Annotated in this window: 9 protein-coding genes; 6 read left to right on the top strand and 3 right to left on the bottom strand. The window is 64.7% G+C overall.

Going from position 1 to position 13,237, the window contains the following annotated elements:
* The first annotated feature begins 37 nt into the window (after positions 1 to 37).
* The 6 genes from ACPDIT_RS08855 (at position 38) to ACPDIT_RS08830 (ending at position 6,761) form a co-directional block, all read left to right on the top strand.
* Positions 38 to 700 (top strand): CDP-alcohol phosphatidyltransferase family protein, encoded by a 663-nt coding sequence (locus ACPDIT_RS08855; protein WP_423442842.1) that lies wholly within the window; start codon positions 38 to 40, stop codon positions 698 to 700.
* Positions 697 to 1,245, top strand: a complete 549-nt coding sequence (gene bcp / locus ACPDIT_RS08850; protein ID WP_423442841.1) for a thioredoxin-dependent thiol peroxidase — start codon at positions 697 to 699, stop codon at positions 1,243 to 1,245. Before ACPDIT_RS08855 ends, bcp begins: the two co-directional genes overlap by 4 nt.
* A 99-nt stretch (positions 1,246 to 1,344) precedes the next feature.
* Entirely contained in the window at positions 1,345 to 1,794 is a 450-nt protein-coding gene (locus tag ACPDIT_RS08845; RefSeq protein ID WP_423442840.1) for a DUF5666 domain-containing protein, read from the top strand.
* A gap of 1,402 nt (positions 1,795 to 3,196) precedes the next feature.
* Complete coding sequence (locus ACPDIT_RS08840) at positions 3,197 to 4,210, top strand: uroporphyrinogen decarboxylase family protein (RefSeq protein WP_423442839.1); 1,014 nt, start codon at positions 3,197 to 3,199, stop codon at positions 4,208 to 4,210.
* Positions 4,211 to 4,281: 71 nt separating this feature from the next.
* Positions 4,282 to 5,250, top strand: coding sequence for an SDR family oxidoreductase (locus ACPDIT_RS08835; protein ID WP_423442838.1), 969 nt, complete (start codon positions 4,282 to 4,284; stop codon positions 5,248 to 5,250).
* Positions 5,247 to 6,761: an ASKHA domain-containing protein gene (locus tag ACPDIT_RS08830; RefSeq protein WP_423442837.1), complete on the top strand. Its 1,515-nt coding sequence runs from the start codon at positions 5,247 to 5,249 to the stop codon at positions 6,759 to 6,761. Before ACPDIT_RS08835 ends, ACPDIT_RS08830 begins: the two co-directional genes overlap by 4 nt.
* Before the next feature lie 115 nt (positions 6,762 to 6,876).
* Here the strand turns inward: ACPDIT_RS08830 and ACPDIT_RS08825 are convergent, their stop codons facing one another.
* The 3 genes from ACPDIT_RS08825 to ACPDIT_RS08815 all read right to left on the bottom strand — a co-directional run bounded on the left by ACPDIT_RS08825 (position 6,877) and on the right by ACPDIT_RS08815 (position 13,076).
* Positions 6,877 to 10,128 carry a tetratricopeptide repeat protein gene (locus tag ACPDIT_RS08825; RefSeq protein ID WP_423442836.1) on the bottom strand — a complete coding sequence of 1,084 codons (3,252 nt, stop codon included), beginning with the start codon at positions 10,126 to 10,128 and terminating at the stop codon, positions 6,877 to 6,879.
* 140 nt (positions 10,129 to 10,268) lie between these two features.
* Complete coding sequence (locus tag ACPDIT_RS08820; RefSeq protein ID WP_423442835.1) at positions 10,269 to 11,261, bottom strand: exosortase/archaeosortase family protein; 993 nt, start codon at positions 11,259 to 11,261, stop codon at positions 10,269 to 10,271.
* A gap of 528 nt (positions 11,262 to 11,789) precedes the next feature.
* On the bottom strand, positions 11,790 to 13,076 hold the full coding sequence (locus ACPDIT_RS08815; RefSeq protein WP_423443161.1) for a nucleotide sugar dehydrogenase: 1,287 nt from the start codon (positions 13,074 to 13,076) through the stop codon (positions 11,790 to 11,792).
* Positions 13,077 to 13,237: the final 161 nt, after the last annotated feature.

The raw sequence follows: 13,237 nt of genomic DNA, 5'->3' as shown, positions 1-13,237 counted from the left end.
TGTCAGCAAGCACCCGGGTTCCTTTCCCTGATTGGCGATGACGACGGCCAACAAGGTGACCATCCTCCGGATGCTGCTGATCCCGTTTTTCGTGGTCGAAGTGCTCTACTACGTGCAAACGGGGCTGGAGATTCACCGGTACGTCGGGCTGGCCTGCTTTGCCGTCGCCGCATTGTGCGATGCCGTGGATGGTTTCCTGGCACGGCACTTTCACCAGCAGAGCGAGTTGGGCGCAGTGCTGGATCCGCTGGCCGACAAACTGCTCCTGGTGTCGGCCATGGTTTTGCTGAGCTTCGATCACGCGCCATATCTGGAGCGTGTGCCCTTGTGGCTGACCGGTACGATTCTCGGAAGGGACATCCTCTTGGTGGCCGGCCTGGGGGTGATTCACATGACCGTGGGCAAGGCCGTGGTGCGTCCCCGCTGGGTGGGCAAGGTCGCCACCGTCCTGCAAATGAGCGTCGTCATCTGGGTGCTCCTGAAGTGGCACGGGACCGCATTGGACGTGCTTGCCCTGGCGGCCGCGGTGACCACCGGGATTTCCGGTCTGCTTTACATATGGGACGGGGTCCGTCAACTGAGCGCCAGTCCCAGCAGCGGACCGTCGCTGCCGCCGCGTGCCGCCCCGCAAGCGGCGGAAGCGCGAAGTTCGGCCCCGTTCCCAAACCAGGGAAGTGAGATCCACAAATCCGAGTCATGAAACCGCAAACTCCCCGGTTGCCAGAAGGTGCACCTGCACCCGAATTCGAAGCCCTGGCCCAGGACGGTCGCCCGTTCCGATTGCGTGACTTCCGGGGCCGGTGGGTGGTGCTCTATTTCTATCCCAGGGATCACACGCCCGGCTGCACTCGGGAGGCTTGCGAATTCCGCGACGCCCATGCGCAATTCCAAAAACTGGGCGCAGTGGTGATCGGTGTCAGTACCGATACGGTGGCCTCCCACGCCCGGTTTGCCGAGCGCCAACGGTTGCCGTTCTTGTTGCTCGCCGACCCGGACCGTTCTCTGGTGCAACAATACGGGGTTTGGGGCCGGAAACGGTTCATGGGCCGAACGATCGAGGGGACGCTCCGGACAACATTCCTGATCGATCCCGAGGGTCGGATCCGTCGGATCTGGCATGGCGTGCGGCCCGCGGGCCATGCGGCGGAAGTGTTGGAAGCCCTGCGCCAGCTTCAAAAGGAACCCATGGAAACAGAGGACCGGTCGCCGACCCCGCTGGCCAAAGCCAGGCCGCGACGTTCTTAGGACTTGACGGAGCATCGCAGGGTGCTAGGAAGGCGGCAGAGGGCCCGTCGCACAACGTCGAGCCCGCAAACCAAGTCACCTACCGCCAAAAGTCGAGTCATGAAACGCACCTTCGCGATCTGGGGCCTGGCAGCCATGCTGGGATGTGCGGCTCCCATCCTCCTGGGAGGCGAGGGCTCCGAACCAAAAGCGGCAGCCCCGGCCGGCGAACGTCGGTCGCAAACAACCGCTCCGGCTCAGAACCGACCCCGCCCCTTGGCCGGTCGAATCGCCGAAGTCGACCAAATCCACAAAACGATCAAGGTGGGCAACTCGGTGGTGTACATCACTTCGGAGACGCGCATTACCAAGGACGGCAAACCAGCGATCCTGGAGGATGCCAAAGTGGGCGACGAGGTGGGCATCAGCTACGTGCGCGACGAGACCGGTCGGATGGTGGCACGCTCGGTGCGGATCGGTCCCCGGCCGGCGCAGCCGCCGAGGCCGGCGCCCTCGCGACCCGCACCGCCACCGCGTCCGGGGCCGGGTAGCAGCTCGGGCGCCCAGTGAGACGGGCGGTCGCCCCGACCCGGCGCAGCCGCGGTTTGCAGCCCACAGAAACGAAAATCCGCAAGGCACACAGAAGACAAAGCCCACCCGATCACACAGACCCCGCGGAAGCGAAAACCAGATTGCGCAGACCGCGCAGAGAACGGGAACCGACTCACTCGACGGGAAACCTCTCTGCGAACGCCGTCGCAGCCGATTTCCTGAAGCGACTGCCGTCGCGCCTCGGTGCCACAGGTCTCCCGAGCCGTGCCTGCGCCGGTCTCCAGCCGGCGGAAACCGTGTAGTTCGCCCGTTCGTAGCCGCCGCAAGAACGCGGCGGACTGTCCCTCGGTTGGAGTGCTTCCGCCGACTTACGTCGGTGGCTATCAGAGTCACGCCACAGAGCACGCAGATTACGCAGAAGCAAAAACACCTGAATAGGATCGGTCCGCCGACTGACCGCAGCGGCTATGGATTCGGGATTTCGTAGCCGCCGCCGGAAGGCGGCGGACCCAAGCACTAGCTACTGATCCACGACCTGAAAGGCTGCTCCGAACAGGATTGCCAGTGGATCCCAAATGAATCCGCCGATTCCCATCGGCGGCTACAGATCTCAGGGTCTCGTAGCCGCCGCCGGAAGGCGGCGGACGAAACTCGAGGGAGCTCTCCACCGACTCACGTCGGTGGCTACCAGAGTCACGCCACAGAACACACAGAAAGAAAAAGCCCACAGAGCACGCAGATTACGCAGAAGCAAAAACACCTGAATTGGATCGGTCCGCCGACTGATCATGGTCCACCCGCTACCGTCGGTGGCTACCAGATCGAAATCCGCCGACTTACGTCGGCGGCTACGAGACAGCGGGGGTGTCGCAGCCGCAGCGAATCTTTCGCCTGGCTTCGTCCTCTCCCCTTTCCGGAAACCAGGTCCTTACTGTCTGCGTGTTCTGTGGGATTCGCGGGCCCTCCATCGAGTGCATTCTGCGGGCCCTGCGGGAGAATTTGAGGATTCTGCGTGATCTGCGTGATCTGTGGGCTGAGGCACAGAATCCGGTCGGTAGCCGCCGCCGGAAGGCGGCGGATGGAGAATCGTTCCGCCGACTGACGTCGGCGGCTACGGATTTGGGGTCCGGTAGCCGTCGCGGGTCCCCGATGGCCCTTCCCGTCGGCCGGCCCGAGCAAAACACTTGCCGACCGACTCCGCTTTGCGTTCCAATGCGGATATGCGAGGTGCCCGCTCCACCGACGTTGATATTTTCATCGACCCGCAGTGCCTAGGGGGCAGCCCGTCCGCCCCGACTTGGCAAGGAACGGAAGGCTTCTCGACCATGTCTCTCTCTTTGAACGGGAACAGGGAGTCTCCGCCCACAGGGCGGGGAGCACTGGCAAACCCTCGGCGTCGGCGCTTTCCCCAAGTGAGTCCATGACCGGTCGTGAACGGATTCTGAAGCATCTGGAGGGACAACCGGTGGATCATCTTCCGGTCATGCCCATCACCATGATGTTCGCCTGTGACCAGATCGGCGCCCGCTATCGCGACTACTGCACGGATTGCCGCGTGCTGGTCGAGGGCCAAATCCGGACCGCGGAACGCTTCGGCTTCGATTACGTCAATACGATGTCCGATCCCGCGCGGGAGGCAGCCGACTGCGGCGCGCGGGTGGAATTCTTCGATCATCAGCCGGCTGCGCTGGTGGAAGAGGATGCGTTGCTGGCCGACAAAACGCGCCTGGCGCGTCTCCGGATCCCCGATCCCCTTGGCGGAGGGCGCATGCACAACGCGGTTTGCGCCGTGGCCCTCTTGAAAGAACGCGTGGGCCGCGACCTGCTCGTGGAGGGCTGGATCGAAGGGCCGGTCGCCGAGGCAGCCGACCTGCGCGGCATCAACGCCCTGATGCTCGATTTCTACGACGACCCGGGCTTCGTGCGGGATCTGTTCGAGTTCGTGGTCGAAATGGAACTGCGGTTCGCACGGGCGCAGTTGGAAGCGGGGGCCGACCTCATCGGTGTGGGCGATGCCGCCGCCTCCCTCGTCGGACCCCGCTTTTACGAAACGTTCGTCTGGCCGTACGAAAAACGGCTGATGGACGGCATCCGCGCCCTGGGAGGACGCACCCGACTGCACATCTGTGGGAACACGCGGAGGATCCTTTCGGGCATGGGGCGACTGGGCTGTCACATCGTGGATCTCGACTTTCTTGTGCCCATGGCCGAGGGCCGCACCGCCATGGGCCCCGGGCAGGTCCTGCTGGGAAATGTGGACCCGGTGCGGGTGCTGCGCGACGGCACACCGGAGGAGGTCACCGCCGCAGTGGCCGCCTGTCACCAGGCCGCGGGCGCCCGCTTCATTGTGGGTGCCGGTTGCGAGGTGCCCCGGGACACGCCCCCGGAAAACCTTCACGCCATGGTCACCTACGCCAGGTCCCATTCCCCATGACCAGGGCACGGTCTCCGCAGGATTCTCCCTGAACAGTGGCTCTTCTGTCCCGATCGATACTTCCCGCTCCCATGCCTTCCGATGAGCTTCACGTCGTAACCGGCGCCTTCGGCTATTCGGGTCGGTACATTGCCCGGCGTCTCCTGGCCCTGGGTGTGCGAGTGCGCACGCTGACCAACCGCAGGCCCCGGCCGGAGTTGTTCGACCGACCGATCGAGGTGCACCCGCTGGCCTTCGACGATCCGGCACGGCTTCGGGAAGCCCTGCAGGGTGCTGCGGTGCTCTACAACACCTACTGGGTGCGCTTCGACCGGGCGGGGTTCAGCTTCGACCGTGCCGTGGCCAATACGCTCCGTTTGTTCGAGGCCGCACGCGCCGCCGGCGTGCGCCGCGTCGTGCATGTGAGCATCACCAATCCATCCGAAGCTTCGCCCCTGCCATACTTCCGCGCCAAGGCGCGTCTGGAGCGGGCCCTGCAGGAGTCGGGCCTTTCCTGGGCCATCCTGCGGCCGGCGGTCCTCTTCGGCGGGGACGACATTCTCATCAACAACATCGCCTGGTGCCTGCGCCACCTGCCGGTCATGGCCGTCTTCGGCGATGGATCGTATCGGCTGCAACCGATTCACGTGGAGGACCTGGCCGCACTGGCTGTCGAAGCGGGCCAAGAACCCGACTGCTGCCTGATCCATGCGATCGGCCCGGAGACGTTCACCTACCGTGGACTGCTGGAGCAACTGGGCGAACTCTTGGGTTGTCCCCGTCCCATTCTTTCGGTTTCGCCGGAAACGGGCTGGTGGGCGGCGCGGCTGCTGGGATGGTTCTTGGACGATGTGATGCTGACCCGGGACGAAATCGCCGGTCTCATGCAAGGGCTGCTGGCCGTGGACGATGTTCCGGCCACGGGCGTGATCCGACTGACCGACTGGGCACGTCGTCACGCCGCCACGTTGGGGCTTCACTATGCCAGCGAACTGGCCCGACGGAAGCCCATGACTGCTGAGGCCGAGCCACGAGGTTCGCGACCCGGGCGAAGCGAATGAAACCACTCATTTCCATCCACCTTCTGCCCTCGGGTCGGATTCTGAAGGCGCCGGCCGGCCAACCGCTGGCGGAGGTTCTCTTTCCGGAAGGCGTCGAGTTTCCCTGCGGGGGTCGGGGTCGCTGTCGCGGGTGCCGCGTGCGCGTGTTGTCCGGCGAGCTGCCGGAAACGGCGGCGGACCGAGAACGGCTGCGGCCGGAGGAACGTCGTGCCGGGTGGCGACTCGCCTGTCAAGCCGTGGCGGAAACGGATCTTGTCCTGGAACTGGCCCAATGGCAGGTGCCGGTGTTGACCGACGAGCGCCCGGTGCCGTGGCAGCCGGGCGAGGGTCTCGGCGTGGCGGTGGACGTCGGCACCACCACCATCGCAGCGCAACTGGTCGATCTGCGGACCGGCGAGGTAAGGGCTGTGCAAACGGCGTTGAACGCCCAGGCACGGCACGGGGCCGATCTGGTGAGCCGACTCGAGTTCGCCCTGCAGCCCGGAGGACGGAATACATTGACCGAACTTTGCCGCGGGCAGATTCATCAGATGATCCGGGACCTGATCGGGGATTCGGACGCCAGCCCGGCAGCGCTGCGGACGGTGGTGTTGGTGGGTAACACCGTCATGCATCATCTGTTCAGCGGTTTGGAGGTGGAATCGTTGGCGAGCTTCCCCTTCGAACCGGTCACCACCGAAGCACAACCCTTCCGGCCGGACCAGCTCGGTTGGCACCTTCCCAACGACGTGCGTGTCTGGTTTCTCCCGTGCCTGGGGGGCTTCGTGGGGAGCGATGTCCTGGCCGGGATCCTGGCCACCCGACTGGACGAGGCCCAAGCTTGCGAAGCGTTGCTCGATCTCGGCACCAACGGCGAGATCGTGGTGGCGCAGCAGGGACAACTCTACTGTACCTCCACGGCAGCCGGACCGGCCTTCGAAGGGGCGCGCCTCACCATGGGCATGCGTGCCGCCGCGGGCGCCATCGCCCGCGTGGCAATTCGCGATGGACGACTGGTCTGCGAGGTGCTCGGGGGCGGCCCTGCGCGGGGGATTTGCGGCAGCGGCCTGGTGGACGCAGTGGCCGCCGCGCTGGAGATGGGATGGATCACGCCCGGAGGCCGCCTGGAGTTGCCCGGGCTTCTGCCGTTGACGGACTCCGTGCATTTGACGCAACAGGACATTCGCGAACTCCAACTGGCCAAGGCGGCAATCGCCGCAGGCCTGCGACTGTTGCTGCGGCAGTGCGGCGCTTCCCTGGAGGCGATCCATCAGATCCACCTGGCCGGGGCATTTGGGAACGCACTGGATCCGGTAAGTGCGCATCGCATCGGGCTCCTGGAAGTTGACCCGGCACGCGTGCAGTCCGCGGGCAACACGGCATTGCGAGGAGCACGGATTGCCCTCTCCCTCCGGGGACCGGACGATCCCATTCTGGCTCGAATCTGCCGGAGCGTGGTGCATGTGCCTCTGCACACCCTCCCGGAGTTCGAAGAGACCTTTGCAAGCTGTCTGGGATTCCCTCGATCCTGAAACGGGCTCAGGAACAACGAAAAGGGCCATGTTCCTGAGAACATGGCCCTGCAGCGTCGGAGTCGAGACCGGCCGGGCTGAACCCTCCCCGGACCGGCTCGGGTCGCGTTTCTTTCTATTTGAGCTCGGCCAGGATTTTGCGCGCCTCGGCCACAAACCCGGCATTCGGATCCAGAGTAACGGCACGGGTCAGCGCCTGACGCGCCTCGTTCACGAGCTTCAGTCGCTGCTGGGTCAGGCCGAGGTAATAGAAGGCTTCCGCATCGTTGGGGCGTTGTCGGGTGTATTCGCTCAAGGCAGCCGCCGCCCGGGTATAATCGCCTCGTTGGTGCGCCAGGACTCCCACCAGGCGGGCGATGTCCAGGTCGTTGCGGTCGGTCTCGCGCACCCGCAGAGCCAGTTCGTAGGCCTTTTCCGGTTGCTTGAGAGGTCCGCCGTAGAGAAGCGCCAGCTCGCGCAGGGCCGGCGTGAAATTGGGAAAGATCGCGCGAGCGGATTCATACCACCGGGCACTTTCCGTTGCGTTGCCCTGCCGGGCCTCGAGCGCGGCCAGAGCCACCAGCGCCGGCACATGGTTGGTCCGTGCCTGCGCGGTTTGGCGCAAACGGGCGGTCTCCGCGGCCGCCGTGGGCGGCTGGGCCGACCAGGCCACCAGGCGTTGGAACTCTTCGATCTCTCGGGCAAGGGTCGGATCGGGCTTCAGACCCTGGGCCTGTCGCATCGCTTCCAGGGCCGCGGAAACCTGGCCGAGGCTGTAACGAGCCCAGCCGAGATCATACCAGATCCGGGCATCCTGGGGGATCCGCCGGGCGGCTTCCTCCAGGAGGCTCGCCGCCCACTTTTGATCGCCCTTGCGCCAGGCCAGACGTGCCAGAATGTGGGCGACCTGGCCGTCATCGGGTGCCAACTCGCGGGCGCGCCGCGCCAGCTCCAGGGCACGGTCGAGTCGGTCCGGTAACTCTCCCATGCACTGGGCCAATCGCGACATGAACACCACCGAACCCGGTGCAATTTCCAGCGCCTTTTCGTAGGCCTGAATGGCGCGCGGCCATTGTCCCTGCCGGACATACGCCTCTGCCAGGCGCGCCCACAACACCGGATCCCGCCCGTCCTGTTGGCTGCGTTTCTCCAGCTCGCTGATCTGCGCGGCGCTCAAAGTTTCGGGTCGCAGGTCCAGCAGGGCCAGGCGGCGCTGCGCGTCCGCGGCATGCGGGAAGTCGGGTCGCAGCTGAAGGGCCGTTTGCAACGCCACCCGGGCCGGCGTTTCTTCGCCCAGCATGTAGTGGGTCATGCCCAGGTGGTACTGGATTTCCGGTTCCTCGGGCAGTTTTCGGGCGCTGTCCTGCAACAACGGCAGGGCGCGGCTGTACTCCCCGCGCTTGAAATGGATCCAACCCAGCGTATCGGCCGTGGCCGGCTCGCCGGGCTGCAAGTCCACGGCTTGTCGGGCCAGTTCATATGCACGATCGAGTTCCCCCAGGTGTTCCGCGAGCAACCAGGCCAGATTGTTCAGAGCCGGGACATAACGCGGCTGCAACTTCAGAATGCGTTCATAGACCTCGCGTGCGGCCGTGTGATTGGTCAGCTCACTGTGCAACAGGGCCAACTGCATGAGCGAGACAATGTCTTTGGGATTCGCCCTGATGACGTTCTCCAGACGTTCGACGGCCTCCTTTTGTCGGCCCGTGGCCACATAGATCCGGGCCAGTTCGGTGTGGGCCGGCCGATAGTCCGGCGCCACCTCGACGGCTTTCAACAGGACACGCTCGGCCTCGGCGAGGTTCGTTTGGAAGATGTGGACCTGATAGAGAAGCATCCAGGGCAGCGGTGAGTTCGTGTGTCGCTTCAGCTCGGCCTCCGCTCGCTGTCGCGCCACGTCCGGTCTGCCCTGGACCAGGTCCAGTTGAAGCAATTGTTCGACGGCGGGCAGGTAACCGGGCCGCACACGCACGGCGTTCTCGAAGGAAGACCGTGCCGCATCGAGCTGTTGCCGCTGCCGCTGCACCAGCCCTGCCAGCAGGTAAGGCGTGGGGTTGGTGGGAAAATCGCGGGCCAGGCCCTGGTAAACCGCCAGGGCCTGATCGACTTCATTCCGGGCCTGATGCGCGCGCGCCAGCAGGAGTCGGGCCTGCCACTCCTCGGGATGTCTTGCGGTCACGGGGGTCAGCAACTGAATGGCGCCGGCGGCATCGCCGCGACGCAAACGCAATTCGGCCAGCAGGACCACGGCATCGGTGTAATCGGGGGCCCCTTGCAGGGCCTGTTCCAGACTGCTGACGGCCCGGCTGACGTCATTCACCATCAGCGAGGCCAACGCCAACTGGTAGAGCACCCGCGGATGGTTGGGCATCAACTTGAGCACCTTCTCCAGCTCGGTCACGGCGTTGGTGTACTGCCCCCGGGCCACGGCCAGTTGCGGTCGGAGCAACAACGCCGGCAGATTCATCGGATCGCGGGCCAGCACCCTGCGCAGCGCCTGCTCGGCCGCGTCCCATTTGCGCTCGGCCAGTTCCAACTTGGCCAGCTCGGTCCAGCCCGGCAGGTAGTCCGGGGCACGTTTCACCAGCTCTTCCAAAACCGCCCGCGCACCGGTGCGATCGCCGGTGGCCGCTTTGAATTCGGCATAGCGCAGATGATAGCCCGAGCGGACCGGCGCCAAATCCGCCGCGGCCTTGAACTCGGCCTCCGCTTCGCGGATCCGGTCGGACCGCGCCAGGATGACTCCCCAGGCGTAATGGGCCGCACTCGAGCGCGGCTCGACCTCCAGCGCGCGCCGGACGGCCGCCTCTGCCTGCGCCCGGTCCCCGAGCCGACCGTACAAGCCGCTCCAGGCCAGGTGATACCCGGCACAAACGGATCCGGATGGACGGAGTTTCTCGAGCCACTGCCGCGTCTCCGCCAAATCGTTTGTGGTCAGCGTGGTGTCCCACAACAACATCCAAACCTCGCTGTTCGTGGGCGCCCGGCTCACGACAAACAGCGCCTGTTCCCTTGCCTGTTTGGGATTGCCCACCGCCAGCAGGGTCTGCCCGTAAAGCAGGCGCATCTCCACGTCGTTCGGATCGAGCTCCGTCACCGCGCGCAGCACCTGGTACGCCTCCAACACCCGGCCCTGCTGATGAAAGATCCGACCCAGCTGCGTCAGAGCAGCTCGGTTGGTGCCGCCGTACTTCAGAGCGTTGCGGAACTCGATTTCGGCGCGGTCGTAGTCCCCGGTTTCCATCAAGGTCTGGCCCCGAGAAAGGTGCCGTTCCAACCGGGCCTCCCGCGAGCAACCCACCAACAACAAACCGGCGCCCAACAGAACCGCCAGGGCCCAGGGCCCTTGGGCCCTCGCTGAAATGGCCTGGTACATGCGTGGTTTCATAATGTCATTCCTTCGCTGTCCGCTCCGTCACTCCTCGATTCTCTCCAATCCCTCCAAAAGACCTCCAGCCCCGACTCCGATGTGCATTCGGCCTCTCGACTGCGCCTGTTTGGGGTCCATGCCCGTGGCTCCGCGATCCGCTACCTACCGCCGATCCCACCGGGCTGATCCGGAGGATGACCAGACGGCCGGCCTTCCGAGGCGCTCATGCCCTCCGGCGCCGCCGAGGGTCCCACCCTTCGCTGGTCCAGCCGGCGCAGCCACCAGACCAGCGCCAGGAACGGAACGAGCGAAAGAGCGAAAAAGATGGGCCCGCCCTGACTGTGCAGCGGCGAATCGATGATCCGGGGATCCACGTGAATGGTCAGCAGCGAAATGGTCACGATGCGAAAGGCATTGCGCAGGATCGCCAACGGCAGGACCGAGGCCACCAGGGCGGCGCGCAGTCCATAGGACCGAAGGAACCAGTAGCCGGCCACCCAGCTCACGATGAAAAGCACATAGGTGGAGCGGACCCCGCTGCATTCTTGCGCCACCATAATGGTCAAACCCGGCAATTGAAACACCAACCCATCCCGAAACAAGGTCGTGCCCGTCAGCCAAAACATCCCCGCGGCGGCTTCCGCCGAGGCATGCTGCAGAAAGATCTCCACCCCGTCGCGCACCATCGAAGGCATCGGCAATACAAACACCAGGAACAACAACGGGAACAGGTAGGTTCTTACAAAGCCACTGCCCAAGAAGCCCAAGATGCCGGCCCACAGGAAGCAGAGCCAGGCCGCCACCGGCCACACCAGTCGATCGCACGGTTCGGACAGGAGGCCGGCCGTACCCAACCACCGGGATGCCTGCAGCGCTGCCAGACCGAGCATCGCCGGGACCACGGCCAGGACCGGAGCGCCCCGCACCTGGGCCGGGCGTTCGCCCCACCGCTGCCAGATGAGATAAAGCGTGATGAAAGGAATGAGGAAGACGTGCGAGTACAATTCGGTCTTCCAGGCAAAGCGGGCGTACTCCCCCAGCGGGTTGGCGAAGACCGCCGTCAGCACCACCGCGTAGAGCACCCACCAACGCAGCGGACGTTCCAATGGCACACCGGGAGCCGATCGGCGCCATCGGGTGGTGTCCGACATTCGGGAAAACAGTGAGGTCGAGGTCTGATCACTCACAGCAGGTCTCCCTGACGACACGATCTATAAGCACACAAAGCCGCGGGCAACCTCGGCACACTCCCCGGCCGAGGTTCCCTGGTTTTAACGCAACCGGTTCGAGCCCGCGTCCACGTCGAGCCGTGCTCCACCCCCTCGTGGTGCCATCCCGTTTCGCCCCGGACTTGACCCCCTTCTGCCGCCCCCGGTGGCGGATGCAGCTCCACACCGCTGGGTGACTGGCACATGCGAAACTCAGCATGCTGCGGATTGGCCCAAAAGCAAGTCCAGCACATCCACGCGGGCCGCTTCACAACGCACCCACGCCCGCTCCACCGCGAACGGCGTAGCAGGTAACATGCCGAGTCACCAGCACATGCTTCGTACGCTTGGACACCCCCTTGAAACCTGCGGGGATCCACCTGGCTGTGGCCGCCTCCCCGGCGGAATCAAGTCGCCGCTTGCGGCCATCCGCCTCCCCCGCTTACCCAAACCGGGCGGGGACAGTTCCTCTCACGCCTTCCAAACCTGACCGGGTCGCGTGGGACACCCCGCCATGGCATTGCGGGTGTCCACAATGCAGTCGGCCCATTCCGCCAACTGACGGTAGTTGACACAGGCATGATTGGTGGCGATCAGAACCACGTCGAAACTCCGAATCGTCGCCTCGTCCCATGGAACCGATTTCTTGCCCGCCCAGTGGGGATGCTCGCGGGTGGGTTTGATCACCGGCACATAGGGATCGTGGTACTCCACGATGGCGCCCCGTTGATGCAGCAGGTCCATCAAAACGTAACTCGGCGACTCCCGGTCATCGTCCACGTTGGGCTTGTACGCCAGACCCAGGATAAGAATCCGACTCCCCTTGATGGAGCGGGTGCGCTCGTTCAAGGCGTCGGCCACCCGATGCACCACGTACTCCGGCATCGAAGTGTTGATTTCTCCGGCCAGCTCGATGAATCGAGTGTTCTTGCCGTACTCGCGCGCCTTCCAGGTCAGGTAGAAGGGATCGATGGGAATGCAATGTCCACCCAACCCGGGCCCCGGATAGAACGCCATGAACCCGAACGGCTTGGTCTTGGCGGCTTCGATCACCTCCCAAATGTCAATGCCCATGGCGCTGTACACCAGCTTCAGTTCGTTGACCAGCGCGATGTTCACGCTCCGGAAGATGTTCTCCATCAGCTTCGTCGCTTCCGCAGCGCGACACGACGACACCGGCACGATGGTCTTGATCGCCCGCCGATACAGAGCGCTGGCGCGCTCGAGACACGCCGGGGTCAAGCCTCCCACCACCTTCGGGATCTCCGCCACCCGGCTCTGCGGATTGCCCGGGTCTTCACGCTCCGGCGAAAAGGCCAGGTGAAAGTCCTGACCCGCCTTCAGCCCTGACCCCGCCTCCAGGACCTGGCGGAGGTCGGTGTCCGTCGTGCCGGGATAGGTGGTGGATTCCAACACCACCAGCGTGCCGCGCTGCAGATGGGGGGCGATGGCCCGGCCCGTGTTCAAAATGTACGAAATGTCCGGCTCCCGATTCTTGCTGAGCGGTGTCGGCACACAGATGATCACCGCCTCCACCTCGCGGACACGCGAGAAATCCGTGCTGGCGGAGAACCGGCCCGCCGACACCTGCTCGGCCACGTCTTTGGCGGCGATGTGATGAATGTAACTCTGACCGCGGTTCAAGACCTCCACTTTGACCGGGTCGATGTCCAACCCGAGGACCTTCACACCGGAGCGGGCGAATTGCAGCGACAATGGCAGGCCGACGTACCCTTGACCGACAATGGCGATGTGCATGGCGCGTAGTGTGTTCAATCGTCCGGGCTGTTGGCAACTGGGGACTGCAAAGCGGCGCTCGGCGATCCAGCGGCTCAGACGCTGGAGCTGGACGACACAAGCCCACAGATCACGCCAAAAAGAAAACCCACCGAGCACGCAGATTCTCGGTCGCCGCCGGC

The organism is Limisphaera sp. VF-2, from assembly GCF_049537125.1.
GTDB lineage: Bacteria > Verrucomicrobiota > Verrucomicrobiia > Limisphaerales > Limisphaeraceae > Limisphaera.
This window is presented reverse-complemented; position numbering and strand designations above follow the sequence as displayed.

Bases quoted from the DNA above. Each gene is read 5' to 3' on its own strand.
- ACPDIT_RS08855 (WP_423442842.1), top strand. From the start codon at position 38: ATGACGACGGCCAACAAGGTGACCATCCTCCGGATGCTGCTGATCCCG.
- bcp (WP_423442841.1), top strand. From the start codon at position 697: ATGAAACCGCAAACTCCCCGGTTGCCAGAAGGTGCACCTGCACCCGAA.
- ACPDIT_RS08845 (WP_423442840.1), top strand. From the start codon at position 1,345: ATGAAACGCACCTTCGCGATCTGGGGCCTGGCAGCCATGCTGGGATGT.
- ACPDIT_RS08840 (WP_423442839.1), top strand. From the start codon at position 3,197: ATGACCGGTCGTGAACGGATTCTGAAGCATCTGGAGGGACAACCGGTG.
- ACPDIT_RS08835 (WP_423442838.1), top strand. From the start codon at position 4,282: ATGCCTTCCGATGAGCTTCACGTCGTAACCGGCGCCTTCGGCTATTCG.
- ACPDIT_RS08830 (WP_423442837.1), top strand. From the start codon at position 5,247: ATGAAACCACTCATTTCCATCCACCTTCTGCCCTCGGGTCGGATTCTG.
- ACPDIT_RS08825 (WP_423442836.1), bottom strand. From the start codon at position 10,128: ATGAAACCACGCATGTACCAGGCCATTTCAGCGAGGGCCCAAGGGCCC.
- ACPDIT_RS08820 (WP_423442835.1), bottom strand. From the start codon at position 11,261: ATGTCGGACACCACCCGATGGCGCCGATCGGCTCCCGGTGTGCCATTG.
- ACPDIT_RS08815 (WP_423443161.1), bottom strand. From the start codon at position 13,076: ATGCACATCGCCATTGTCGGTCAAGGGTACGTCGGCCTGCCATTGTCG.